The 23,798-nt window shown below is 64.4% G+C and carries 18 protein-coding genes, 1 tRNA gene and 2 pseudogenes; 7 read left to right on the forward strand and 14 right to left on the reverse strand.

Features of this window, described 5'->3' with window-relative positions; translation table 11 throughout:
• Positions 1–45: 45 nt before the first annotated feature.
• The 4 genes from dnaK (at position 46) to AUL30_RS04710 (ending at position 4,824) form a co-directional block, all read left to right on the forward strand.
• Positions 46–1,980 (forward strand): molecular chaperone DnaK, encoded by a 1,935-nt coding sequence (gene dnaK / locus AUL30_RS04695; protein WP_062226698.1) that lies wholly within the window; start codon positions 46–48, stop codon positions 1,978–1,980.
• A 194-nt stretch (positions 1,981–2,174) separates the two neighbouring features.
• A complete protein-coding gene (gene dnaJ, locus AUL30_RS04700) occupies positions 2,175–3,311 on the forward strand; it encodes a molecular chaperone DnaJ (protein WP_083507683.1) in 1,137 nt (378 codons plus the stop codon).
• A 199-nt stretch (positions 3,312–3,510) separates the two neighbouring features.
• A complete protein-coding gene (locus AUL30_RS04705) occupies positions 3,511–4,152 on the forward strand; it encodes a class I SAM-dependent methyltransferase (RefSeq protein ID WP_062226699.1) in 642 nt (213 codons plus the stop codon).
• Between the two features lie 51 nt (positions 4,153–4,203).
• The gene (locus AUL30_RS04710) at positions 4,204–4,824 is read left to right on the forward strand and encodes a class I SAM-dependent methyltransferase (RefSeq protein ID WP_062226700.1); all 621 of its coding nucleotides are present in this window, start codon (positions 4,204–4,206) and stop codon (positions 4,822–4,824) included.
• A gap of 16 nt (positions 4,825–4,840) precedes the next feature.
• Here the strand turns inward: AUL30_RS04710 and AUL30_RS04715 are convergent, their stop codons facing one another.
• The 11 genes from AUL30_RS04715 to polA all read right to left on the reverse strand — a co-directional run bounded on the left by AUL30_RS04715 (position 4,841) and on the right by polA (position 17,006).
• The gene (locus AUL30_RS04715) at positions 4,841–6,175 is read right to left on the reverse strand and encodes a bifunctional folylpolyglutamate synthase/dihydrofolate synthase (protein WP_083507684.1); all 1,335 of its coding nucleotides are present in this window, start codon (positions 6,173–6,175) and stop codon (positions 4,841–4,843) included.
• Between the two features lie 28 nt (positions 6,176–6,203).
• Positions 6,204–7,097 carry an acetyl-CoA carboxylase, carboxyltransferase subunit beta gene (gene accD / locus AUL30_RS04720; protein WP_062226702.1) on the reverse strand — a complete coding sequence of 298 codons (894 nt, stop codon included), beginning with the start codon at positions 7,095–7,097 and terminating at the stop codon, positions 6,204–6,206.
• Positions 7,098–7,153: 56 nt separating this feature from the next.
• On the reverse strand, positions 7,154–7,987 hold the full coding sequence (trpA, locus tag AUL30_RS04725) for a tryptophan synthase subunit alpha (protein ID WP_062226703.1): 834 nt from the start codon (positions 7,985–7,987) through the stop codon (positions 7,154–7,156).
• A 9-nt stretch (positions 7,988–7,996) separates the two neighbouring features.
• The gene (gene trpB / locus AUL30_RS04730; protein WP_062226704.1) at positions 7,997–9,217 is read right to left on the reverse strand and encodes a tryptophan synthase subunit beta; all 1,221 of its coding nucleotides are present in this window, start codon (positions 9,215–9,217) and stop codon (positions 7,997–7,999) included.
• On the reverse strand, positions 9,214–9,888 hold the full coding sequence (locus tag AUL30_RS04735; protein ID WP_062226839.1) for a phosphoribosylanthranilate isomerase: 675 nt from the start codon (positions 9,886–9,888) through the stop codon (positions 9,214–9,216). The genes trpB and AUL30_RS04735 overlap by 4 nt, the downstream gene beginning before the upstream one ends.
• Before the next feature lie 67 nt (positions 9,889–9,955).
• Positions 9,956–10,720 carry a M48 family metallopeptidase gene (locus AUL30_RS04740; protein ID WP_244490713.1) on the reverse strand — a complete coding sequence of 255 codons (765 nt, stop codon included), beginning with the start codon at positions 10,718–10,720 and terminating at the stop codon, positions 9,956–9,958.
• Between the two features lie 125 nt (positions 10,721–10,845).
• The gene (locus AUL30_RS04745) at positions 10,846–11,265 is read right to left on the reverse strand and encodes a DUF2852 domain-containing protein (protein ID WP_062226705.1); all 420 of its coding nucleotides are present in this window, start codon (positions 11,263–11,265) and stop codon (positions 10,846–10,848) included.
• 217 nt (positions 11,266–11,482) lie between these two features.
• On the reverse strand, positions 11,483–12,877 hold the full coding sequence (locus AUL30_RS04750; protein ID WP_083507685.1) for a polyhydroxyalkanoate depolymerase: 1,395 nt from the start codon (positions 12,875–12,877) through the stop codon (positions 11,483–11,485).
• A 153-nt stretch (positions 12,878–13,030) separates the two neighbouring features.
• Positions 13,031–13,324 carry a DUF1330 domain-containing protein gene (locus AUL30_RS04755; protein WP_062226706.1) on the reverse strand — a complete coding sequence of 98 codons (294 nt, stop codon included), beginning with the start codon at positions 13,322–13,324 and terminating at the stop codon, positions 13,031–13,033.
• Between the two features lie 23 nt (positions 13,325–13,347).
• Positions 13,348–14,082: an orotidine-5'-phosphate decarboxylase gene (gene pyrF, locus AUL30_RS04760; RefSeq protein ID WP_062226707.1), complete on the reverse strand. Its 735-nt coding sequence runs from the start codon at positions 14,080–14,082 to the stop codon at positions 13,348–13,350.
• On the reverse strand, positions 14,082–17,006 hold the full coding sequence (gene polA / locus AUL30_RS04765) for a DNA polymerase I (protein WP_062226841.1): 2,925 nt from the start codon (positions 17,004–17,006) through the stop codon (positions 14,082–14,084). The genes pyrF and polA overlap by 1 nt, the downstream gene beginning before the upstream one ends.
• Positions 17,007–17,679: 673 nt before the next feature.
• Here polA and AUL30_RS04770 point away from each other — a divergent pair.
• A tRNA-Arg gene (locus AUL30_RS04770) sits at positions 17,680–17,756 on the forward strand.
• A 224-nt stretch (positions 17,757–17,980) separates the two neighbouring features.
• Here the strand turns inward: AUL30_RS04770 and AUL30_RS04775 are convergent.
• Positions 17,981–18,556: pseudogene (locus AUL30_RS04775) on the reverse strand (helix-turn-helix domain-containing protein); the annotation flags it as partial.
• A gap of 723 nt (positions 18,557–19,279) precedes the next feature.
• Positions 19,280–20,593: a ComEC/Rec2 family competence protein gene (locus tag AUL30_RS04780; RefSeq protein ID WP_062226709.1), complete on the reverse strand. Its 1,314-nt coding sequence runs from the start codon at positions 20,591–20,593 to the stop codon at positions 19,280–19,282.
• 321 nt (positions 20,594–20,914) lie between these two features.
• Here AUL30_RS04780 and AUL30_RS20060 point away from each other — a divergent pair.
• Positions 20,915–21,535: pseudogene (locus AUL30_RS20060) on the forward strand (tyrosine-type recombinase/integrase).
• Between the two features lie 387 nt (positions 21,536–21,922).
• Here the strand turns inward: AUL30_RS20060 and AUL30_RS04790 are convergent.
• Complete coding sequence (locus tag AUL30_RS04790; RefSeq protein ID WP_062226710.1) at positions 21,923–22,816, reverse strand: AraC family transcriptional regulator; 894 nt, start codon at positions 22,814–22,816, stop codon at positions 21,923–21,925.
• Between the two features lie 95 nt (positions 22,817–22,911).
• Between AUL30_RS04790 and AUL30_RS04795 the strand changes: the two genes are divergently transcribed.
• Positions 22,912–23,739, forward strand: a complete 828-nt coding sequence (locus tag AUL30_RS04795) for an oxidoreductase (RefSeq protein ID WP_062226842.1) — start codon at positions 22,912–22,914, stop codon at positions 23,737–23,739.
• Positions 23,740–23,798: the final 59 nt, after the last annotated feature.

Here is a 23,798-nt window from a genome sequence, read left to right on the forward strand (position 1 = left end):
CGCCTCGACGAGGGTCCGGGCGGTTCGCTCTAGAAGGAGACACCCATGGCCAAGGTGATCGGCATCGATCTCGGCACCACCAATTCCTGCGTCGCCGTCATGGACGGCAAGACCGCGAAAGTCATCGAGAACGCCGAAGGCGCGCGGACGACGCCGTCGATCGTTGCGTTCCTGGACGATGGCGAGCGCCTCGTCGGGCAGCCGGCCAAGCGCCAGGCGGTCACCAACCCTGAAAATACGCTCTTTGCCATCAAGCGTCTGATCGGCCGCACCTTCGACGATCCGTTGACGCAGAAGGACCGCAGCCTCGTACCCTACGAGATCGTGCGCTCCGACAATGGCGACGCCTGGGTCAAGGCGCTGGATCAGAAGTATTCTCCCTCGCAGGTCTCGGCGATGATCCTTCAGAAAATGAAGGAGACGGCGGAGGCTTATCTCGGCGAGAAGGTCGAGAAGGCGGTCATCACTGTCCCGGCCTATTTCAACGACGCCCAGCGCCAGGCCACCAAGGATGCCGGCAAGATCGCCGGCCTCGACGTTCTGCGCATCATCAACGAGCCGACGGCCGCCGCGCTGGCCTACGGGCTCGAAAAGAACGACGGCAAGACGATCGCGGTCTACGATCTGGGCGGCGGCACGTTCGACGTGTCCATCCTGGAAATCGGCGACGGCGTCTTCGAGGTGAAGTCCACCAACGGTGACACCTTCCTGGGCGGTGAGGATTTCGACCTGCGCCTGGTCGACTATCTGGCGACCGAGTTCAAGAAGGATCAGGGGATCGACCTCAAGAACGACAAGCTGGCCCTGCAGCGCCTCAAGGAAGCTGCGGAAAAGGCGAAGATCGAGCTGTCCTCTGCCGCGCAGACGGAAATCAACCTGCCCTTCATCACCGCCGACGCCTCCGGCCCCAAGCACCTGACGCTGAAGCTGACGCGCTCCAAGTTCGAAAGCCTGGTGGACGATCTCGTCCAGCGGACGGTCGAGCCCTGCAAGGCGGCGCTCAAGGATGCCGGCCTGTCCGCATCCGACATCGACGAGGTCGTGCTCGTCGGTGGCATGACGCGCATGCCGAAGATCCAGGAAGTCGTGAAGAACTTCTTCGGCAAGGAGCCGCACAAGGGCGTCAACCCGGATGAGGTCGTCGCCATGGGTGCGGCCATCCAGGCCGGCGTTCTGCAGGGCGATGTCAAGGATGTCCTCCTGCTCGACGTCACGCCGCTGTCGCTGGGCATCGAGACGCTGGGTGGCGTCTTCACCCGCCTGATCGACCGCAACACGACGATCCCGACCAAGAAGAGCCAGGTCTTTTCGACGGCCGACGACAACCAGAACGCCGTGACCATCCAGGTCTACCAGGGCGAGCGCGAGATGGCGGCCGACAACAAGCTGCTTGGCCGCTTCAACCTGGAGGGCATTCCGCCCGCACCGCGCGGCATGCCGCAGATCGAGGTCACCTTCGACATCGACGCCAACGGCATCGTGAACGTGTCCGCCAAGGACAAGGGCACGAACAAGGAGCAGCGCATCACCATCCAGGCATCGGGCGGCCTCAGCGACGCCGATATCGAGAAGATGGTCAAGGACGCCGAGGCCAATGCCGACGCCGACAAGAAGCGCCGCGCCGCTGTCGAAGCCAAGAACCAGGCCGAAAGCCTGGTCCACTCGGCCGAGAAGTCCCTCAAGGACTATGGTGACAAGGTCTCGCAGGATGACCGCACCGCCATCGAGACGGCGATCGCCGACCTGAAGTCCGAACTCGAGGCGAGCGAGCCCGATGCGAGCGCCATCACGGCCAAGAGCGAGCGGCTGGCGGAAGTGTCGATGAAGCTCGGCCAGGCCATGTACGAGGCCCAGCAGGCCGATGCCACGGCCGGTGGCGAAGGTCCGGAGGCGCATGGCGCCACCGGCGCCGACAAGGACGACGTGGTCGATGCCGACTACGAGGAAGTCAAGGACGACGATCGCAAGAAGTCTGCCTGACGCCACGCTCCGGCACACCGAAGGGAGGCTCCGGCAGTCAAAGCCGGAGCCTTTTCTTCATGGGGCGTTGCCCCGCCGCCGCATGCGGCTGTGGTAAGCGGTTGGAACAATTCCTAAATGAAGGCCGGCGGCGGTCCCGCTGCTTTTCGAACCGGCTCCCGGCAACAGATTCTTAAGGTTGGTCACAAGTGTCCGTGAAGGTCGATTACTACGAAATGCTCGGGGTCGAGAGGACCTGCGACGATAAGGTGCTCAAGTCGGCATTTCGCAAGCTCGCCATGAAGTATCACCCCGACAAGAACCCGGGCGATACGGCAGCGGAACTCAAGTTCAAGGAAATCGGCGAAGCCTACGAGGTCCTCAAGGATCCGCAGAAGCGCGCCGCCTATGACCGTTTCGGCCATGCCGCCTTCCAGAATGGCGGTGGCGGGGGCGGCGGCTTCAGGGGGGACTTCTCCTCCTCCATGGCCGACATCTTCGACGATATATTCGGCCAGATGCATGGCGGCGCCCGGCGCGGACGCTCCACCAGCGGCCGGGAGCGCGGCTCGGACCTGCGCTACAACATGGAAATCTCGCTGGAGGAAGCCTTCAACGGCAAGACGGCCGAGATCCGCGTGCCGACCACCATTCAGTGCGATGCCTGCACGGGCTCCGGCGCCAAGCCGGGCACCGCGCCCCGGACCTGTCCCACTTGTGGCGGCAACGGTCGCATCCGCGCCTCGCAGGGTTTCTTCTCCGTGGAGCGCACCTGCCCGACCTGCCACGGCAACGGGCAGATCATCAGCGATCCCTGTGGCAAGTGCGGTGGGGCAGGGCGTCTGCCGCAGGAGCGCAACCTTTCGGTCAACATCCCCGCCGGGATCGAGGATGGCACGCGCATCCGCCTGGCCGGCGAGGGTGAGGCCGGCCTGCGCGGTGGCCCCTCGGGCGATCTCTACATCTTCCTGTCGGTCCGCAGCCACCCGATCTTCCAGCGCGAAGGGGCCGACCTTTACTGCAAGGTGCCGATTTCGATGGTGTCGGCGGCGCTCGGCGGCTCTTTCGAGGTCACCACGCTCGACGGAACGCAGAACCGCGTGAAGGTGCCGGAAGGCACCCAAGCCGGGACCCAGTTCCGCGTGCGCGGCAAGGGCATGCCGGTGCTGCGCTCGAACCAGGTCGGCGACATGTTCATCCAGGTCACGATCGAAACGCCGCAGAACCTGTCGCGCCGCCAGCGCGAACTGCTGGAGGAATTCGAGACGATCTCCTCGCAGGAGAACTCGCCGCAATCGACCGGCTTCTTCGCGCGCATGAAAGAGTTTTTGGGCGGACTGGGCGAAAACTGAACGCCCATTCAAGGGCTTGGCGGCAGAATTCGCTTCCGTCGCCAGCCTGTTCGGCTAGTCTCGCGCACATGGCCGGCGGCGGGTGGCAGGATCCATCCGGCGCAGCGGCATCCACTGTGCCAGGACGGGATGGAGCGGGAGCGCCCTTCATGCGCGCCCGTCACGCAGCCACGTGATCCCGAGCGGAACCGGAGTCCCGATGCATTCCAAGAACAGCGCATCCCAGACCGAGCGGCGACGCAGGGGGGATGAGGCGACATTTCTGGCCGGCTGGCTGCGCAAGCCGCTGATGACCGGCGCCATCCTTCCATCCTCACGCGGCTTGTGCGCCGCCATGGCGGCGAAGGTGCCTTTGGCGGAGGCCTGTGACGGGCGCGCCGCCGTCCTGGAGCTGGGGCCGGGCACGGGGGCCGTCACGCGGGCGCTCCTCGCCCATGGCATACCGGAGGCCAATCTCGTCCTTCTGGAATACGCGTCTGCCTTCTGCACGCTCCTGCGCAAGCGCCATGCGGGCGCCCGGGTGATCGAGGGCGATGCCTACGATCCCGGCGGGGCACTGCGTGACGCGCTCGGCGGCCGGCGCATCGCGGCCATCGTGTCCAGCCTGCCGCTGATGACGCGCCCGGAAAGCGAGCGGGAGGCGGCGCTCGGCGGCTACCTGTCCCTTCTGGACTGCCAAGCGCCCTTCATACAGTTCACCTATGCTCTGACCATGCCGGTTCGGGCGGAACGAATCGGCGCGCGGCTGGATGGGGTAAGCTGGGTGGCCAGAAACCTGCCGCCCGCGCGTGTGCTTGTCTACAGGCGTGCAGACCCGGCCGGTGCGGCTACGGGAGCCTGAACGCATATTCAATCCGGTATCCGTGGAGCGGACAGGGGAGACGTCGAAGGCATGAGTGAACACAGGGTTGACCGGACCGATATCGAGGAACAGCGCGGAGACTGGGCCAGGTTTCTCGGCACGTGGCTGCGCCACCCGTTGAAGATGGGTGCGGTCGCCGCGTCCTCCACCGCCTATTGCGACGAGATGGTGGCGCGGTCCGCGACCGGCAATACGGGCCGCATCCTGGAGCTGGGGCCGGGCCTCGGCGCCGTGACACGGGCCCTCCTGCGCGCCGGCGTGGAACCGGAGCGGATCGTGTCGATCGAGTATGACCATGATTTCGCATCCGCGCTGAAGTCCCGCTATCCGCGTGTCAACGTGATCGAAGGCGATGGCTTCGACCTCGACGCCACGCTGGCAGACCAGGGCGAGGAACGCTTTGCCTGCATCCTCCTGGCGATCCCCATCGTCAATCTGCGGCAGGCCGAGCGCCGGGCCCTTCTGGAGCGCTACTTCCGGCGGCTGAACCCCGGCGGAAACGTGACGCAGCTGTCCTATTTGTGGAAGGCGCCCATCGAGCCGGTGCCGGGGCGCTTCACCGTCAGCGCGTCGGATGTGGTCTGGAGCAACATTCCACCCGCCCGGGTGTGGGTCTATACGCCCGAGCCGGCCCTGCAGCCCGTGAGCTGACGCGTGGGCCTGGCCGTCAGCGCGGCGCCAGGCTGCTGTCGGAGAGGACGTCGCCCGCCAGGTAGAGCGAGCCGCAAATGACGATCCGGGGCGCCGGCTGGCTCTGCCAGCCGGTCGAGATCAGGCGGATCGCCTCTTCCACGCTGTCGCAGGGCTCGGCCTCCAGACCGGCGTCCAGCGCCGCGTCGGCCAGCGCGTCGGGGCCGATCCCGGCGTCGGAGGTGCGGATCGGAACCGTGAAGACACGGCGCGCCATGCCGGCGAACGCCTCGAAGAAGCCCACGGGATCCTTGGTGTTCAGCATGCCGGCAATCAGGAAGAGCGGGCGCTGCACCCTGTCCTCCATGTCTGCGATGGCCTCTGCCACGACAGTCCCGGCGCCGGGATTGTGCCCGCCATCGAGCCAGAGTTCCGTGCCCTCGACAGTCAGGGCGTAGAGCCGGCCGGTGGTGATGCGCTGCAGGCGGCCCGGCCATTCCGCGCGCGACATGCCCCTGGAAATCGCCGCATCGCTGGCTGGAAGGCCCGCCGCGCGCAGGCCGGCAATGGCCAGCGCCGCATTGGATATCTGGTGCCGGCCCGGCAGGCGGGGAAGCGGCAGGTCCAGAAGGCCCTGCTCGTCCTGATAGATAAGGCGGGCATGCTCCTCATAGGCCAGGAAGTCCTGGCCGTAGACGGTGGCCGGTGCGCCGACCCGCGCGGCCCTGTCGCAGAGCACGTCCAAAGCGGCCTGCTCGCTCTGCTGGCCGATCACGGCGGGCACGCCGCGCTTGAAGATGCCGGCCTTTTCGCGCGCGATCTCATGGACATGATCGCCGAGATACGACTGGTGATCGAGCGAGACGGTGGAGACGAGCGTCGCCGCCGGTGACTTCATCACATTCGTCGCATCGAACCGCCCGCCAAGCCCGACCTCGATCAGCGCCGCGTCGGCCGGATGCTCGCTGAAAAGGAGAAAGGTCACCGCCGTCAGGATCTCGAAGACGGTGATGGGCGCTCCATCGTTCACGGTGGCGACACGGTGGATGGCGTCAGCCAGCACGGCGTCGTCCACCAGGCGTCCTGGCTCCCCCGGGCGCCCCAGCCGGTAGCGCTCCGACCAGGAGACGAGGTGCGGCGATGTGTGGACGTGGACCGACAGGCCCTCCGCCTCCAGCATCGCCCGGCAGAAGGCAATGGTCGATCCCTTGCCGTTGGTGCCTGCCACGTGGATCACCGGCGGCAGCCTGTCCTGTGGGTTGCCGAGCTGGTCCAGAAGGCGGGCGATCCGGTCGAGCGACAGATCGAACCCCTTGGGATGGCGCAGCATCAGGGCGGCGATCTCGGCATCCGCCAGCGAGGGGGCGTTCATATCCATCGGTCCGGTCAGGGGCGCCGCGTCAGACCTCGGCAGGGGCGGGGAGGGAGTCGTTCTGCGGCTCCGCCGGCGCATGCGTCAGGATCTTCAACAGGCGGGCGATGGTCGCTTTCAGCTCGTGCCGGTGCACGACCATATCCACCATGCCGTGTTCCATCAGATATTCGGAGCGCTGGAAGCCCTCGGGCAGCTTCTCGCGGATCGTCTGTTCGATCACGCGGGCCCCGGCAAAGCCGATCAGCGCCCCCGGCTCGGCGATATGGACATCCCCCAGCATGGCGTAGGAGGCCGTCACGCCGCCGGTTGTCGGGTTGGTCAGGACGACGATGTATGGCAGGCCCGCATCCTTGACCATATCCACCGCCACGGTGGTGCGCGGCAGCTGCATAAGCGACAGGATGCCCTCCTGCATGCGCGCCCCGCCCGATCCAGCGAACAGCACCAGCGGGCGGTGCTGCGCCACGGCCGTCTGCGCGGCGGTGACGATCGCCTCGCCGGCGGCCATGCCGAGCGAGCCGCCCATGAAGGCGAAGTCCTGAACGGCGGCGACGATGGGAAGCGTCTCGATGGCGCCCGTCGCGACGAGCACGCTGTCTTCCAGCCCGGTCTTGGTCCGGTACTCCTTGATGCGGTCCGTATAGCGCTTGGAATCACGGAACTTGAGCGGATCGGCCACGACCTTGGGAAGCTCGATCGTCTCGTAGGCGCCATCGTCGAAGAAGTGGGTCAGCCGCTCGCGCGCGCTGATCTTCATGTGGACGCCGGATGTCGGCACGACCCACTGATTGGCTTCCAGATCCTTGCGAAACACCATCTCGCCCGTTTCCGGGCATTTGATCCACAGGTTCTCCGGCACTTCCCGAGGGCCGAGAAGGCTCGTCAGCTTGGGGCGTACGTAATTGGTGATCCAGTTCACGGGAGGAACCCTTCGTTTCGACCGCTCATGCAAGTGCCCGTCATATCGACGCAAAATCAGGCAGGGGCAAGCCGTGCCGCGCGCACGCCCGCGGAAAGCTCACGCACCACGTCGAGCACCGCCTCGGCGGCCGCGGCGCTATCGCCGCCGGCCTGCATCGTGTTTTCAATGGCCGATACCAGTGCCGAGCCCACGACGACGGCGTCCGCCACTTTGCCGAGCGCTTCCGCCTGGGCCGCGCTGCGCACCCCGAAGCCGACCGCCACCGGCAGCTCCGTATGCTCCTTGATGCGCCCGATCGCCTTGGCGACGGCGCCCGTGTCGGGCGACGCCGATCCGGTGATACCGGTGATCGACACGTAATAGACAAAGCCGCTCGTGTTGCGCAGCACGGTCGGCAGGCGCTTCTCGTCGGTGGTGGGCGTTGCCAGCCGGATGAAGCTGATGCCCGCCTGCATGGCCGGCAGGCAGAGCTCGTCATCCATTTCCGGCGGCAGGTCCACGACGATCAGCCCGTCGACACCGGCCTCCCGCGCCTCCGCCACGAAGCGATCGACGCCGTGGATGTAGATCGGGTTGAAATAGCCCATCAGAATGATGGGCGTATCCGGGTCCCCCTCGCGGAAACGCCGGACCGTCTGCAGCGTATGCGCCAGCGTCTCGCCGCCTTTCAGCGCGCGCAGGCCCGCCTTCTGGATGGCCGGCCCATCGGCCATCGGATCGGAGAAGGGCATGCCGATCTCGATCAGGTCGGCGCCGGCCTGCGGCAGGCGGCGCAGGATGGACAGGGTGGTTTCGCCGTCCGGATCCCCTGCCATCAGGAAGGTCACCAGGCCGGCCCGTCCCTCCTGCTTCAGGCGTGCGAAACGGGCTTCAATACGCTGCGTCATCTTGAAAACTCAAAGCTCCACGCCGAGCATCTTGCCGACGGTATGGACGTCTTTATCGCCCCGCCCCGACAGGTTGACGATGATGGTCTTGTCCGGGCCCATGCCCGGCGCGATCTTCATGGCCTGCGCGATGGCATGGGCCGATTCCAGCGCGGGGATGATCCCTTCCACGCGGGTTAGGAGCTGGAACGCCTCCAGCGCCTCGCTGTCGAGGATCGGGACATAGCTGACGCGGCCGGAATCCTTCAGCCAGGAATGTTCCGGACCGACGCCCGGATAGTCGAGGCCGGCCGAGATGGAGTGCCCTTCCAGGATCTGCCCCTCCCGGTCCTGCAAAAGGTAGGTCCGGTTGCCATGCAGAACGCCCGGGCTGCCCGCCGTCATGGACGCGCAATGCTCGGTGCCCTCCAAGCCCCGCCCACCGGCTTCCACGCCGTAAATGGCCACGTCCGGATCGTCCAGGAAGGGATGGAACAGGCCGATCGCGTTGGAGCCGCCGCCGACCGCGGCGATGATGGCGTCCGGCAGCCGCCCTTCCTGCTCCAGCATCTGGGCGCGGGCCTCCACGCCGATCACGGCCTGGAAGTCACGCACCATTTCCGGATAGGGGTGCGGGCCAGCTGCGGTGCCGATCAGGTAGTAGGTGTCGTGGACATTGGTCACCCAGTCGCGCAGCGCCTCGTTCATGGCGTCCTTGAGCGTCCCGTGGCCGGCGGTGACGGGCTTCACCTCCGCGCCCAGGAGCTTCATGCGGAAGACGTTGGGCGCCTGGCGCTCCACATCGGTCGCGCCCATGTAGACGACGCAGGGCAGGCCGAAGCGGGCCGCCACGGTGGCCGAGGCCACGCCATGCTGGCCGGCGCCCGTTTCCGCGATGATGCGCGTCTTGCCCATGCGGCGGGCCAGGAGGATCTGGCCAAGGCAATTGTTGATCTTGTGGCTGCCCGTGTGGTTCAGGTCCTCGCGCTTCAGGAAGATGCGCGCGCCGCCAAGGTGCCGTGTCAGCCCCTCGGCGAAATACAGCTTGGACGGCCGGCCCGCATAATGGCGGGACAGATTGTCCAGCTCTGCCTGGAAGGCGGGGTCGTCCTGCGCCTTGGCATAGGCATCCTGCAATTCCAGGATGAGCGGCATCAGCGTTTCGGCGACGAAACGGCCGCCATAGATGCCGAAGCGCCCGTCGGCGTCCGGTCCGGAGCGGAAGGAGTTAGGGAGCGGGGTCTCGTTCATCGTGCGGGGCTCGATCGTTCGGGTTGCGGTGCGGCGGCGACCGCGTCGAAAAAGGCGTCTATCCGGCCGATATCCTTGACGCCTGGCGACGATTCCACACCGGAGGACACGTCGAGGCCGTAAGGGTGCAGCCGTGCCATCGCCTGGCCGACATTGTCCGCCGTCAGGCCTCCCGACAGCATATAGGGCGTGTCCGGCGAAAAGCCGCTGAGGAGGGACCAATCGAAGGTCTGTCCGTTGCCGCCCGGAAGATCGGCTCCCTCGGGCGCCTTGGCGTCCAGAAGAAGGCGGTCCGCCACGGCGCTGTAGGCGGGTATCGCCGCCAGGTCGTCATGGGTGCGGATGGAAACGGCCTTCATCACGGCAAGGCCCGTGCGGGCGGCCACGTCGCGCACGCGATCGGTCGTTTCATGGCCGTGGAGCTGGATCGTGTCGGGCCGCACCGTCGCGACCAGGGCATCGAGAAGGTCATCGTCCGGATCGACCGTCACGACGGCCACGCCGGCGCGCGATCCGACCGCCGCGCGCAAGGCGGCCATGCGGTCGAGTGAAAGATGCCGCGGGCTTTTTGCGAAGTGGACGAAACCGACCTCCGGCCCACCCCGTGCGAGGACCGCTTCGACGGCCTCCAACGATGTCAGACCGCAGATCTTGATATGTGGCTGGCGCAGCACCGCCCATCCTTTCGTCGTCTGCCCGCTTATCGCCCGCAAATGGCGTCAGGTAAACCCGATCGGATCAAAATCGAATGGCCTGCAGGCCGGTTCCCTGGTGCTTCAGCCAGCGCCGTCCGCGCTCCGTGCCGGGGCAGAGTTCCCGGCACAGCGCCCAGAAGCCATCGCCATGGTTCATGTGCACGAAATGCGCCACTTCATGCGCGGCCAGATAGTCCAGGACCTCCGGCGGCGCCATGACGATGCGGAAGGAAAAGGACAGCCGCCGATCGGCCGTGCAGGAACCCCAGCGGCTCGACGTGTCCTTGATGGCCATGGCGCGCGGCCGCAGCCCGACGCGCTCCGCGTGCCGCTCGACCGCTACGGCCAGATCGCGGCGCGCCTCGCGCACGAGGAAATCCTTCACGCGCCGGCCCATGAACTGCGCCTGCCCGCCGATATGGAGCTCGTCCCCGCCATCCTGGTGCACGAGGCGGCTCGCCCGCAATTCCGCCCGGTGCCGCAGGGCGAGGGGCTTGCCGCGCAGCATGAGGGTCGCCCCGTCGCCGATGGCCGGAACCACGTCCCGCTCGGCCAGGCGGGCGCTGGCCCAGGCGCGGTGCCGCTCCACGAATTCGAGCACCACGCCCCGCCGCGTGCGCCGCGGCATGGTCACCAGGACGCCCCCGTCCGGCGTCAGCCGCATGATCAGCCGCTTGGCCGTCGGATGCTCCCGGAAGGCCAGCGGCACGGAACGGCCATCCAGCTCGATCCGGTCCGGCATCCGCTCGGATCGGGCGGCAGGGGCGCGCACCACGCGTGTCAGGAAAGCCGGCAGGAAGGATGTCATCGATAGCAAGGGTCCGTCGGGCGGCCGAATCGAACAGAGAAAAGGCCGCGGCAATGTTTGCCACGGCCCGATCGTTTGGCAAGGCGTGCCTTCGGGCCGTGGCCCGAACGCGCGCCAGACTGTCTTCAGTTGGCGTCGACCACCGGTGCGTTGCGGCTCGTGCGGTCGCGCATGAAGCGGTCGAACTCTTCCTGGTCCTTGGCCCGGCGCAACTCGCGGGCATAGGCTTCGAATTCGGCGCGCGCCGTATCGAGCCGGCGGCGTTCCTCGTCCAGGCGGGTGAGTTCCGCCTCACGCCAGTCGTCGAAGGCGACATTGCCCGTCCGCTCCGCCGAAAACGGCGTCGTGACGCGGCTGCGGCGCAGGCTTCCCATCACGCGGTCGGTGGACCGGCTGACATCCGTGCGGAAGGCTTCGAGCCGGTCGCCCCACAGGATATAGGCCAGGACGGCGAGGCCGAGCGGCCAGTAGACGATGAATCCGAGCACCATCAAGGCAATCGTTGCCGGGGTCCATGCCGGGCGGATCAAGGCTTGCGAGGTCATTGGACAGCTCCATCAAAGGGCAGGAGCAACAACCGGACGATCCGGCCGCGCTTCCGTGCGTGGTCGAAACGGCCAGGCGCGCGGTTGTGCCGCGGCGCGATCGGCCCCGGGCGGACTGCGCCGCCCCGCCTTTGAGATGGGAACGGCGCAACCCCGGTTCAATCTTCAGCCGTCGGAATTTGTGCTGGCAGGCCAGAGGCTTGGCCTGAATGTCGCCTCAATCGGTGATTGGACCCGGCGCGGGGACCCGCCGTGCAACGCGCCGTCCGGCCGGTTTGGCCGGTGCCGGCACATCCTGTGGCGCCTCTTGCGACCCATCCAGCGAGGCGCTCGCGGCATCCGCCGCTGCCTGGGCAGCCCGGCGCGCCTGCACGGCCCGCCCCTCCGCGCCGTGCGTCAGCACGAAATCGACGATGCGCGGACAGATTTCGGCACGGAACCGAGATCCGTTGAAGACGCCGTAATGGCCGACCTTCGGCTGCACGTAATGGGCGCGCCGATCATCCGGCAGGTTGGAGCAGAGGCGATGGGCCGCCTCCGTCTGCCCGACGCCGGAAATATCGTCATTCTCGCCCTCGATGGTCAGGAGCGCGGTATCACGGATGGCGGACGGATCGACGCGCGCGCCCCGATGCAGGATTTCGCCTTTGGGCAGCGAATGGCGGATGAACACCTCTTCCACCGTCTGCAGGTAGAACTCGGCCGTCAGGTCCATCACCGCCAGGTACTCATCGTAGAAGATGCGGTGCCGCTCGGCACCGTCGCCGTCATCCTTGACGAGGTGCCAGAAGAAATCCTTATGGGCGATGAGGTGCCGGTCGAGATTCATGGACATGAAGCCCGACAGTTGCAGAAACCCCGGATAGACGTCCCGCATGAAGCCCGCCTGCGGGAAGGGCACCTTCATGATGACGTTCTGGCGGAACCAGTCGATGCCGCGCTCTTGCGCCAGGCGGTTGACGCCCGTCGGGTTGACGCGCGTGTCGATGGGCCCGCCCATCAGCACCATGGAGGCCGGCCGCGCCGGGTCTTCCCACTCGGCCATGCGGGACACCGCCATCAGAACGGGCACCGCCGGCTGGCAGACGGCCACGACATGCGTATCGGGCCCGAGGAACCGGATCATGTCCACCACATGGTCGACATAGTCGTCGAGGTCGAAGCCGCCATCCGTCAGCGGCACGGTGCGCGCATCGGTCCAGTCGGTGATATAGACATCCGCATAGGGCAGGAGCGCTTCGACGGTTCCGCGCAGGAGCGTGGCGTAATGGCCGGACATCGGCGCCACGATCAGGATCTTCGGGTCCGCCTTGCGGGTGGGGGGCAGGGCGCGCTCGAAATGCAGGAGCCGGCAGAAGGGCCGCTGCCAGACCGGCTTGTCGACGACCGGCGTGCGCTGCCCGTCCACCACCGTCTCGTGGAGGTTGAACTCCGGCTTGGCGTAGATCCGCGTCGAACGTTCGAAGAGTTCCGCCATGGCCGCCGCCGTGCGGCCGGCGCTGGTCCGCGACAGGGGGTTCAGCGGGTTCTGGTAAAAAGCCTTGGTCGCATCCGCCATGGCGCGGAACGGCGCCAGCATCGCGTGATTCCATTCGTAAAGCTGGTACAAGATCCGCACTCCGCGCATGATCGGCCGGACGGCGAAGGCTATTGTTCGACCGGGCCATCCGCATCGTCCCGCAGGAGGATGGGCCTCCCGGTGCCCAAGGTCAATCCGGCTGCCAGTTTCGACAGGTGGGCGAGGGGCGGCGGCGCCGGCGCGGCGTCAGACCTCCACGCCCTCCACGATGACGATCTCGGCCTCCGACACGTCCTGGCGGATCGCCTTGGCTGCCTGGTATTCGGCGCTGTTGTAGCAGGCGAGCGCGTCGTCGATGGACGGAAACTCGATCACCACGTTGCGGCTGCGCGCCGGGCCCTCCATCTCGTGGAAGGGACCGCCGCGCGCCAGGAAGCGCGCGCCATGCCGTTCCAGCGCCGGCGCGGCCGTGCTGACATAATCGCGGTAGCGCTCGTGATCGGCCACGTCCACACGCGCGATCCAATAGGCCTTGGGCATTCTTCGTTCCTTTCGGCAGGGGTCTAGCGGGCGGGGATGCCGGACATTTCGGCCCGGATCAGATCGGCCGCCCGGCGCGGGTCCGGCGCATTCAGGATAGGGCGGGCCACCACCAGATGCGAGGCGCCGGCCGCCAGAGCATCGGCCGGCGTGACGATGCGCTTCTGATCGTCCGCGCTCGCAAAGCCCGGGCGGATGCCCGGTGTTACGATGGCCATGTCCGGCCCCACAGTGGCCCGGATTGCGCCGGCTTCGGCCGCCGAGGCGACGATACCGCCGACGCCGCAGGCCTTTGCCTGCGCGGCGCGCCGACGGACGAGCTCGGCCAAGGGCACGTCGTAGCCCGCTTCGTTCAGATCCGACTGGTTCATCGACGTCAGAACCGTCACCGCCAGGATGGTGACGCCGGAGCCCGCCGATGCCTTGGCGGCGGCGCGCATCACCTGCGGATAGGCATGGACGGTCAGCATCGATGCGCCGAGGCCGATCGCGCTGTTGACGCCCTTCTCCACCGTATTGGCGATATCGAGGAGCTTCATGTCCAAAAAGACCTTCTTGCCCGCCCGCGACAGGTCCTGGACCAGCGGAAGGCCGCCGGCCAGAGCAAGCTGGAAGCCGATCTTGTAGAAGCTCACGCTGTCGCCCAGAAGATCGATCATGCGCTCGGCGGCAGCCCGGTCCGGCACATCCAGGCCGACGATCAGGCGGTCGTCGGCCGCAAGCGCTTCGGCCTGTGCGGTGGCATTGTCCTGTGGCATCAATGGGCCTCTTCCCAGTTCGCGGCGGCGCGCGCATCGACGACCAGCGGTACCGAAAGCTGGATGACCGGCTCGGCCGCGCGCTCCATCACCTCGCGCACCAGCGGGATGGTGCGCTCCACCTCGTCCTCCGGCACTTCGAAGACGAGTTCGTCATGGACCTGCAGCAGCATGCGTGCCGACAGGCCCGCTGCCGCCAGTTCCGGCTCCATGCGGATCATGGCGCGGCGGATGATGTCGGCCGCCGTGCCCTGGATGGGCGCGTTGATGGCGGCACGCTCGTTGAAGGCGCGCACCGACGGGTTGGCGTGGCGGATATCGGGGTAATGCGCGCGCCGGCCGAACAGCGTTTCCACATAGCCCTGCGCCTTGGCCTGGGCCTTCATGGCGTCCATGTAGTCGCGGATGCCGGGGAAGCGCTCGAAGTAGCGGCGGATATAGAGCGCGGCCTCCTCCCGCGGGATGGAGAGCTGCGCCGCCAGGCCGAAGGCCGATATGCCGTAGATGATGCCGAAATTGATTGCCTTGGCCCGCCGGCGCACCGAAGGCTCCATGCCCTCGACCGGCGTGTTGAACATTTCCGACGCGGTCATGGCGTGGATGTCGATCCCCTGCCTGAACGCCTCCGACAGCTGGGGAATCTCGGCCATATGCGCGAGAATCCGCAGCTCGATCTGACTGTAGTCGGCCGAGACGAGCGTCATGCCCGGAGCGGCGATGAAGGCGGTGCGGATGGCGCGGCCTTCCTCGGTGCGCACGGGAATGTTCTGCAGGTTCGGCTCGGACGAGGACAGGCGCCCCGTCGTGGTGGACGCCATGGAGTAGGAGGTATGGATGCGCCCCTGCGCATCCATATGGCCCGGAAGCGCATCCGTATAGGTGCCCTTCAGCTTGGTGAGCTGGCGCCATTCCACGATGCGGCGGGGCAGTTCGTGCCCCTCGGCGGCCAGATCCTCCAGCGTGCGGGCATCGGTCGACCATTGGCCGGTGCGCGTGCGCTTGCCGCCGGGCAGGCCGAGCTTGCCGAACAGGATTTCGCCGAGCTGCTTGGGCGATCCGGGATTGAAGCTTTCGCCGGCAAAGCCGTGAATGTCGGCCTCGAGCGAGGCGGCCTTCTGCGCGAAGCGGCCGGACAGGCGTGACAGGATCTGCCGATCCACCCTGATGCCGCGCTCTTCCATGCGCGCCAGCACCGGTACGAGCGGCCGCTCCAGCCGCTCATAGACATGGGTCAGGCCATCGGCCACAAGGCGCGGCTTCAGAACCTCCCAGAGCCGCAGCGTGACATCGGCGTCCTCGGCGGCATATTCGGTCACCTTGTCGATCGGACAGGCGGCGATGGCGCGCGCCCCGCGCCCGCTGCCGCACAGCTCCTTGTAGCTGATCGGCTTATGGCCCAGGAACCGCTCCGACAGCTCGTCCATGCCATGCCCGTCCAGCGACGACGAGGCGTCCAGCGCATAGGAGATGAGCATCGTATCGTCGAAGGGCGCAATGGCGATGCCCCGCCGCAGCATGACGAGATAGTCGTATTTGAAATTCTGCCCGATCTTCAGGACAGCGCCATCGGTCAGCACCGGGCGCAGCAGATCGAGCGCCAGCGCCTCGGAAAGTTGCGGCCCGACGCCCCCATCCGCGCCCTGGCCGCCACCGAGAAGATCGCCATCGCCCTCCGCCACATGGGCCAGGGGCACATAGGCAGCCTCGCCCGGGCTGACGGCCAGGGCCAGGCCGACAATTTCGGCATGCATGGCGTCGAGCGCGGTCGTCTCGACATCGAAGGACAGGATGCCCGTCTCATAGGCGCGGGCGATGAAGGCTTCGAGCCCCGCCTGGTCGCGGATGGTCGTGTAGGCGGTGCGGTCGACGGGGCGATCGGCCATTTGCGCCATGCGGCCTGCGGCAAAGGCCGCCGGCGTCAGGGGCAGGTCCGCATCGCTCTTGTCGCCGCCCGGGGTTCCCGTGGGGTCAAGGTCCGGGCCGCGGGCCGGCGCATCGACATCGATCTGCGCCGCTTCGATGCCCGCCACTTCCGTGCCGAGCTTGGCGGAAACGCGTCGCGTCAGCGTGGTGAACTCCATCGCCTTCAGATAGGCGATTAGCCGCTCCCCATCCGTGTGCTCTATGGCAAGCGCGTCGAGCGGCACGTCGAACGGCGTGTTCACATCCAGCGTGACGAGCGTGCGCGACAGGCGGGCCTGGTCCGCGAAGGCGATGATGTTTTCGCGCCGCTTGGCCTGCGGAATCTCGGCCGCGCGCGCCAGAAGCGTTTCCAGATCGCCGAACGTGTCGAGAAGCTGCGCGGCGGTCTTGGGCCCGATCCCGGGAATGCCGGGCACATTGTCCGACGTATCGCCGACCAGCGCCTGCAGGTCGATCATCTTCTCGGGGTAGACGCCGAACTTCTCGAAGACCTCGGCGGGCCCGAGCCGCTTGTCCTTCATCTGGTCATACAGGGTGACGCAGGGCCCGACGAGCTGCATCAGGTCCTTGTCGGACGACACGATGGTCACGTCGCCGCCGGCTTCCAGCGCCAGGCGCGTATAGGTGGCGATCAGATCGTCCGCCTCGAAGCCCTGCTTCTCGATGCAGGGCAGGTCGAAAGCGCGGACGGCTTCGCGGATCAGAGCGAATTGCGGGACGAGATCTTCCGGCGGCGCGGTGCGATTGGCCTTGTAGCCTTCGAAGAGCGCGTTGCGGAACGTCGTCGAGGAATGATCGAAGATCACTGCGAAATGCGTCGGCGCCACGCCGACGGAGGTGTCCTTGCTCTCTTCCACGAGCTTCCACAGCATGTTGCAGAAGCCCGACACCGCCCCGACGGGCAAGCCGTCGGACTTGCGGGTGAGCGGCGGAAGTGCGTGATAGGCCCGGAAAATATAAGCCGAGCCGTCAACGAGAAAGAGGTGATCGCCCTTTTGCATGACCGCTCGTACCGTGCCGGAAAACGCCTGTCCATGCCGCGCGAGCGACACGGCGGCAAGGCTTACCACGAGCTGCGCGGGGCCGACATGCCGCATTGCCAGCATGTCGCCGACAAAACAGAAAATTCCCCTGCGTCAGGCGGTCGCGGAAACGCTTCCGTAACCGTGTGAGCGAACAAGGACTTGACCGCGCGAAAACCGTTTAAATACAGTTACTTAACCGCACGTTACGCTGACATGACGCCGAGATTACGAAAACTTAATCCGCATTATCACGCAAGCGTGAACGGCCGGTCTTGAACCAGCCGGGCAGAAGGCGCATTTTACGATCAACGACGCGACACTAAGGCGTCGTGGTTCGGCCCAAAGCTCGTCCCCCGCTTTCGGACCGGATTGAAGTGGATAATCCCTATCCCCCTCTCGGGATATCCGCTTACTCAGAGAGAGCCGTCGCGACAATCCCCCTCCAGTCCGCGACGGCTCTTTTTTGCGTTCTATCCCCCACGATGATCGGCTTTTCCAAACCGCTGTTGCACCCCTGCAATAGCTGTTACGCCTTTCGGACAAGGCACTTCGGGCCGCCTCTCCGCCCCAGAAAATCCACCACCCAACCTTGCCGATCCGCCCGGGATCGGCTAGGAGTCCCGCTCACCAGCCGGCCAAAAGCCGCTCCGCACCCGTAGCTCAGCTGGATAGAGTGCTGCCCTCCGAAGGCAGAGGTCACAGGTTCGAATCCTGTCGGGTGCGCCATTTCAGAACTGTACAGCCCGAAGACCTAGGTAACAGATCGTACCTGAGACATAGGTGACAACCTCATGCCGAACGGGTTGTCGATGGTTTGCTGTGTTCTCTGTTCCAAGTCGATATATCCCAGATCGTAGTGCATGAAGCTTAAGAGCCAGATGCCATCGTCAACCTCCTTCAAGCCGAGTCTCTGACCGGCAAGGACGGTCTGATCGCTTGCGGCAATCACGTTGGCGGAACAGACGCAGGAAGGTTTCGATGACGGGCTGCTCCCTCGTCGATTGAAGGGCTTCGCAGGCCTGGATCATGCGCGAAGCCTGGTCGGTCACCGTCAGGGGGTAACAGTAACGTCCGTCACCGGTCTTGAATTCGCCTTTGAAGTCGGCGCACCACAGATCGTTGGGCGCGGTTGCGCACGACAAGGTCGTTCCCTCGGCCGTGAAGCGGCGCCGCTGCCGGGCCCGCTTCACAAGCCCATAGCGGTCGAGCACCGCACGCACGGTTGATTGGGCTGGAATGCGAACGTCACCTGCCAGACGTCTGAGCAGAAGTTCGCGGATCTTCCTGGCACCCCAATGCGGCTTGTTCCGCTTGGTTTCGACGATCAGCCGCTCTGTCTGTTGCGGCAGCTGATTGGCGTAGCGCACAGGCCGCCGCGAGCGGTCCGTCAGTGCCTCCAGGCCTTCGTTCCAGTAGCGGTCCCAGATCTTGTAGCCTGTCTTGCGCAAGATGCCGAACTCTCGACAAACATCGCTCATGCTCTCACCGTCCAAAAGACGGCCGACAAAACGAACCCGCTCGTCCATAACCGAACTCTCTTTTCACGGCATCAACACCTCCCGCGAAAAGCGAAAAGTGTTACCCATGCGTCCGGTACAAATCGTCACGTATGTCTCGGGTCGCACACCGATTGCCCGCTATTACCGCCGATAAGCGTGGGAACTACGCTCTGGTAAAGAGTGAGGAATAGCCAGCGGACAGAATAGCATAGAAACTGGGGTGTTTTGCGGTCGAGAAGTTCGAATCGCGTTCGGTCGATTGGGCGATTTCCTTACCATCGTAGGCATCGTGTATGGGCTTAGAGTGGCCGGTATGCGCCTTCATTTCAGCCGTCCGATCAAATCCCATGAATACCTTAAGGCATTGTCGTCCGACTGGAGGCTCCATCTTATTCTGGGGGCTGCTAAGACCCGAGTACCCATAAAGCGACTCTCGTGGGAACGCTTGCCGCCCACGCAATCGCGCAACTCGCGAACTATGCGCCGAACAATGCAAACAATTTATGTTGACGCGCATGGCAGACAAAACACTGCACGCTAATCTTAGGCGCGGATCATTGCAGTCAACAATATCGTCAAGATTTCCAATGTTTCTAAGTGATGTGCAGAGTCTACGCGATCGACAGGGTAGAAAACTGATCATGTGTTACATGAGGCACATCTCGCTTGATTAATTGTTGGCTGAGCCAAGGTCGCTTCGCTACTATCTCGCCCAAGGACTGGGTCCGCCCCTTAGCACTGCACGACGTTTTACGAGAGTTGCAAAAACTCTTCGACCCTCGACAGCTCGCTCGCTGTCACGACCGAGACCACACCTCCGGCAGAGGCTACAGCTTGGATCACTGTCGATCCCGGATGCCGCCAACCCTTGTAGTAGTCTGCGGCCACCACGAACATGGACGGCTTCACCGCCAAGATCAGTTCAGGGTCGAAATTATGTTCCGACCCATGGTGGGGCAATGTCAGGGTCGTCACCTGGTCGAGCAGTTTGCCGTAGTGCTTCAAGAACGGCTTACGGCGTTTCAGCTGCTTGAGCGCCGCATCACCTGTCGTCAGCCAAGCAACCCGCTCGTCCGAAATTGAGGTCGTGCACCACTTACCAAACGACGCAGCATATGAAACCTTTGGCTTTGGGCCTTGCGGTGCCGGCCCCGAATAGAGACACAACGAGGTCACGTTAAGGTTCTTATTGATGCTCGCATAGGCGGAGGACAAGACCGCGACATGGTCAATGACAATTGTCTGGAGGTCCCTCGTCGTCAGCTTGCCGACTTTAAGACTGAGCGTCTTCGCTCCAGCCGCGTTAAGTTCGAACTTCAAGGCCTTTTTAAAAAGCTTGCGATCAGCCTCAATGGTTGGATCGACATATGGTGCTAGAAGCCAGGACATTGATGTACTAAGCGGCACTGCCAGTGCTTGCGTATCTTCTATCTCCGACACGTCTGAACCTGCTGCTCCCGAACTTGCTGAGTTTGCCTCTGTTCCAGTCGATATCTTTCGGACCGAGCCACGTCCGACCAGCTTGAATCCAAGCCGCGTGTCGATGGGAACCGAGCTGACATCCCGGTCGCCATCGGGGCCCCCGAAACCATCCCCATCACTTCCTGGCGCCCCGCCGTCCCCATGTTGCGGGCGCACGAACAGAATTTGACGCGGCTTGAACCGCCCAAGCGCGGTAGCGGGGTCTATGATGAAGTCCCGGTAGAATCCATCCTGTGCGGAAGCCGCGTCGACGGCGAGGTCGCGGCCATAAGCAATTAAACGGTCCTCAACATTCATCAATGGCAAGACGATGGTGTCGACCTCAAGCCCAGGGGAGAGCAGTTGTTCGAGCCCGTTCAGATGATCGGCGTGCGCGTGCGAAATAAACAACACGTCGATCAGCGCGTTTGAACCGCAGCCCTTGCGGTACTCTTCTATCTGCGCAGCTCTTGCAGTCTTATAGGTGGACATCGCGCCACAATCGAACACATAACGGAACACGCGACCGACTTCTTCAAGCCGTGCAGAATGAAAGAAGCCCTGACCGACGGGATGCTGCGTCCGGTGATGTTGTAGAACCATGTTTTCCCTGACTGCAGCATACACACCGACGCTAAGTGGGGCTGGTCTGCTCCACGCTACATTTATACCCAAAAAATCCATACTTGCTCGGTTGGAGGCCAAGTTATGCCCTGTGCCAACATTCCATAGCCTAGGGGTTCGTGACGGGAACCAAAAGGCGCCTGCTTGCAGCACGCTGATGCTCTTTGATCAACCGCGATGAGGTTGCAAACCGCCCACGGCAGAACTGCGGCTATCCTATCCCCGGGCCTTAATCCAGCCAGTGCGCTGGCGGCCCCTCGTATCTCTCCATTGGCCATGGTGGCTAAAAGGAGAAATGACATGGGTATCTCAAAGTACGACTCAGCCGCCAAAGGTCGGCCGGCCCGGAATGCAGGCAAGCAGGTCGGCACCAAACGAGCGCTCAAAGTGAAGCAAATCTGGTTGATCCGGTTATCCCCAATCGCGAAGCGCGAATGTGGGACCGGGCATTGTTTGACCTCGCAATCGACAGCAAGCTTCGCGGTTGCGACCTCGTTAATATGAAAATCGGATCGTTTGTCTCCAGCTCGGGAATACGGACCCGATCAATGGTGGTCCAGCAAAAGACCGGCCGGCCCGTCCAGCTCGAGATCACCGCAGACACGGGGGCAAGTTTGCTCACGTGGCTCGAACGCCGTGGTAGCAGTATCGACGACTACGCGTCCCCGAGCCGGGTCGACCACGGGGGGGCACCTCAGCACTCGACAGTACGCGCGATTGGTCGATGAATGGGTTACGGCAATTGAACTGCGCTCCGAGGAATAGGGAACGCATTCGCTCCGCCGTACCAAGGCCCTCCTGATCTACAAGGCTACCGGCAATCTCCGAGTTATTCAGATTTTGCTTGAACACGCTAGAATCGAATACACCGTTCGATACCTCGGTGTCGATATGGATGATGCGCTCATGCGGCCTCGTTGAACATGGCGAGGCCGCGTTCAGAAACGCGCCCTCATTTCAGTCGTTCAGACCAGACCGTCTCGTTCCCACAAGCCGACACTCCATTGACCAGGCGCTAGACCGCACAGTTGCGATGCTTCGACGTCGGCGTAGTCCTCTCGGCAGTTTAAATACTCCTATACGACATCGCGATCAATCCGCGGCGCGGCGCGCCAATTACCACCGATTGCCGTAGAACTCGACCTTAGACCCTAAGCTTCCCGGGTTTGAGGGAGATTGTGGGTTTGGTTGCATGACTGAAGCCGTGCGTTTTTCAGCTTGAATTTCAGTCTCGCCGCGGCCTGATAGGAAATCGAACGCTTGCCTGCTTGAGGCAGGCAAAGAACGGTCTAAGAGCGTCTGCGCTCTTCAACCCGCTGGATATGCCAGATGCTCGCGCATCCAGCGGATCTCCTCGGTTGCGGTTCGCCCGAAGTGGTTGCGGAAATCGCGGCTGAACTGGGCGGCACTCGCATAGCCGACTTTGGCGGCAACGGTGGCGATGGAGCCCTGGTTGGAGGCGATCATCATGCGCGCTTCGTGAAGTCGTATTGCCCGGATGTAGCGGATGGGCGAGGTGCCTGTCAGGGCCTTGAAATGCGCATGGTAGGAGGGAACGCTCATACCGGCCGCTGCCGCCAGTTCCGGGACGGATATGCCCACCGTGAAGGATGCCCGTATGTGCGCAAGGCTCTGCACGATCCGTCCGGCAGGCCCCCGGTGACGAAGGGCGGCCCGAAGAGCGCCGCCCTGTGGTCCGACAAGGACACGGTAATGCAGCTCCCGCAACAAGCCTGGTCCAAGGATCGCGCATTCCTGGCGGTCGGCAAGCGCAGCCAAAACCCTGCGCAACAGGTCTCGCAATCTCGGAGATAAGGGGCTCGAGACAAGGCTTCGGGCCTCATCCTGTACACCGTGTCCGCCATGCTCGAGCATCATGGCTATTTCGGCGGCGAGGTTCAGGTCGAACTCCAGGTAGAGTGCAAGAAGGGGTACTTCGCGGCTGGCTTGCGATGCCATGCGGAATGGCACGGGTACCGATACGCCGAGATAGTGGTCGGCATCGTAGCGATAGACTTTCCCATCCAGGAAGCCCTGCTTGGCGCCTTGCAGCACGAAGACCGCCCCAGGTCGATAGAGGACAGGCATATCCTCTAGAACGGTCTCGGACCGCAGGATGCGCATGCCGCGCAGGGCCGTTGGGTTGTAGCCGGGGCGGGGTGCCAGCCGGGATGCATGCCGGGCAAGGTCATCGGGTTTCATAGGATTGCTCAATTATGCCAGAGGATCTGCGGTATTGCGCGGCGCGGCATCAGAGTATTTTGCAATCCATGGACATGCGCAAGCGAGGCTCGACCGTGACAGGCAAGACGTTTTTCATCACCGGCGCCAATTCGGGGTTCGGGCTTGCCATCGCCGGGGCAGCGCTGCGGGCGGGGCATACGGTGATCGGCACTGTTCGCTCCGAGGAGGCGCGCCGCTCCCTGGCAGAGAGACATCCGCAGGCCCATGCCGTCTTATGTGACGTCACCGATTTCGACCGCATCGAGGAAATCGTCCGACAGGCCGAGGCTGATGTCGGCCCGGTCGACGTGCTGATCAACAATGCCGGTTATGGGCATGAGGGGGTGCTGGAGGAATCCCCTCTGTCCGAGATGCAGCGCCAGTTCGACGTGAATGTCTTTGGCGCGGTAGCCGTGGCCAAGGCGTTTCTGCCGCGCTTCCGCCAGAGGCGCTCGGGATTTATCGTCAACGTCACGTCGATGGGCGGCCTGATCACCATGCCGGGGATCGCCTATTACTGCGGCAGCAAATTTGCGCTGCAGGGCATATCCGAAGTCATGCGGGCCGAGATGTCACCCTTTGGCGTGCACGTCACGGCGCTTTGCCCGGGCTCTTTCAGGACGGACTGGGCGGGGCGCTCGATGGTCCGCACGGAGCGCTCGATCGATGCTTATGACAGGCTCTTCGATCCGATCCGCGAGGCCCGGCAGAAAAAGCATGGCGCACAGCTGGGGGATCCGGAAAAGCTTGCGCAAGCCGTCCTGACGCTCGTGAATTCCGACAATCCTCCGCCGCAACTGCTTCTGGGCAGCGACGCCCTCGGGCTGGTGCGTCACCGCCTGCAAGCGATGCTGCGTGAGATCGAGGACTGGGAGACACTGACCTGTTCCACGGATGGGTGACGACGCCGGGATGCGCCATTGCATCGAAAGCATGGGACGCGATCTGCCGCCCGGACGCG

This window comes from Aureimonas frigidaquae (assembly GCF_001463905.1).
Taxonomy (GTDB): Bacteria; Pseudomonadota; Alphaproteobacteria; order Rhizobiales; family Rhizobiaceae; genus Aureimonas; species Aureimonas frigidaquae.

What these genes read in the sequence shown, in the direction of transcription:
- dnaK (WP_062226698.1), top strand. Translation starts at nt 46, where the DNA reads ATGGCCAAGGTGATCGGCATCGATCTCGGCACCACCAATTCCTGCGTC.
- AUL30_RS04705 (WP_062226699.1), top strand. Translation starts at nt 3,511, where the DNA reads ATGCATTCCAAGAACAGCGCATCCCAGACCGAGCGGCGACGCAGGGGG.
- AUL30_RS04710 (WP_062226700.1), top strand. Translation starts at nt 4,204, where the DNA reads ATGAGTGAACACAGGGTTGACCGGACCGATATCGAGGAACAGCGCGGA.
- AUL30_RS04715 (WP_083507684.1), bottom strand. Translation starts at nt 6,175, where the DNA reads ATGAACGCCCCCTCGCTGGCGGATGCCGAGATCGCCGCCCTGATGCTG.
- trpA (WP_062226703.1), bottom strand. Translation starts at nt 7,987, where the DNA reads ATGACGCAGCGTATTGAAGCCCGTTTCGCACGCCTGAAGCAGGAGGGA.
- trpB (WP_062226704.1), bottom strand. Translation starts at nt 9,217, where the DNA reads ATGAACGAGACCCCGCTCCCTAACTCCTTCCGCTCCGGACCGGACGCC.
- AUL30_RS04740 (WP_244490713.1), bottom strand. Translation starts at nt 10,720, where the DNA reads ATGACATCCTTCCTGCCGGCTTTCCTGACACGCGTGGTGCGCGCCCCT.
- AUL30_RS04745 (WP_062226705.1), bottom strand. Translation starts at nt 11,265, where the DNA reads ATGACCTCGCAAGCCTTGATCCGCCCGGCATGGACCCCGGCAACGATT.
- AUL30_RS04755 (WP_062226706.1), bottom strand. Translation starts at nt 13,324, where the DNA reads ATGCCCAAGGCCTATTGGATCGCGCGTGTGGACGTGGCCGATCACGAG.
- pyrF (WP_062226707.1), bottom strand. Translation starts at nt 14,082, where the DNA reads ATGCCACAGGACAATGCCACCGCACAGGCCGAAGCGCTTGCGGCCGAC.
- polA (WP_062226841.1), bottom strand. Translation starts at nt 17,006, where the DNA reads ATGCAAAAGGGCGATCACCTCTTTCTCGTTGACGGCTCGGCTTATATT.
- AUL30_RS04780 (WP_062226709.1), bottom strand. Translation starts at nt 20,593, where the DNA reads ATGGTTCTACAACATCACCGGACGCAGCATCCCGTCGGTCAGGGCTTC.
- AUL30_RS04790 (WP_062226710.1), bottom strand. Translation starts at nt 22,816, where the DNA reads ATGAAACCCGATGACCTTGCCCGGCATGCATCCCGGCTGGCACCCCGC.